The sequence below is a fragment of the Hyphomicrobiales bacterium genome (genome assembly GCA_017642935.1).
GTDB lineage: Bacteria > Pseudomonadota > Alphaproteobacteria > Rhizobiales > MH13 > MH13.
This window is the reverse complement of record JAEPOK010000008.1, coordinates 1-934: the sequence shown is the minus strand read 5'-3', so window position 1 is coordinate 934 and position 934 is coordinate 1. Positions and strand designations below refer to the sequence as shown.

Sequence of the window (934 nt, the reverse complement as noted above, 5' to 3'; positions counted from 1 at the left end):
TGAACGCACACGGTTTCAGGTACAATTTAACTCGCCATCTCGGCGTTCTTTTCACCTTTCCCACACGGTACTGGTTCACTATCGGTCATGCAGATGTATTTAGCCTTACCGGATGGTGCCGGCTGGTTCACGCAAGATTTCACCGGTCTCGCGCTACTCAGGATACCCGCCTTCTTGTAATCGGTACACCTACAGGGCTTTCACCTTCTGTGGCGCTGCTTTCCAGACAGCTTCGATTTAAGATTACAAAAATTACGCAGGTCCTACTACCCCGCACCCCGTAGGATGCGGTTTGGGCTGCTCCGCGTTCGCTCGCCACTACTTGCGGAATCACTGTTGTTTTCTCTTCCTCCGGGTACTTAGATGTTTCAGTTCCCCGGGTATGCCTCCTCGAAAGGATACCCTAATAAATTAGAGTGGGTTGCCCCATTCGGAAATCCGCGGATCACAGTTCTTTTGCAACTCCCCGCAGCTTATCGCAGCTTTACACGTCCTTCTTCGCCTCTGCATGCCTAGGCATCCACCGTGTGCCCTTAATTGCTTATTTTATATGGCTTGCACTACCTCTCGGTGCGCGCAAGGAACATACTCAATTGCTTGAGCTATTACTCTTGTGGGCTGCAGGTGTACTACCACCTACAGCTACCCTAGGCGCATGTTATCTGCGTTCGTAAAACGAACACTTCAAACATACTATATGAGCTGACAATCAATCGATTGCCGCTCTTTATACATTGTTATACTTTTTCACCATGTCAAAGAACTTCGCCGGGCGAAGCGCCAGGGTTTATTCTGGTCTTTTCCGGCACTACCGGGTTGCCCCGGGCCTGTCGCACAGGCAAGCTGTTTAACGCCACCGCTTCGGCCTCGAAAGACTCCCGCAGCAACTAACATTCTTTCAATAAAACTATGTGACTTCCGGGGTTACGCACCC

1 rRNA gene is annotated in these 934 nt (G+C 50.5%); it reads right to left on the bottom strand.

From position 1 onward, the window contains the following. A 23S ribosomal RNA gene (locus JJ917_17805) occupies positions 1-547 on the bottom strand; the annotation flags it as partial. Positions 548-934: the final 387 nt, after the last annotated feature.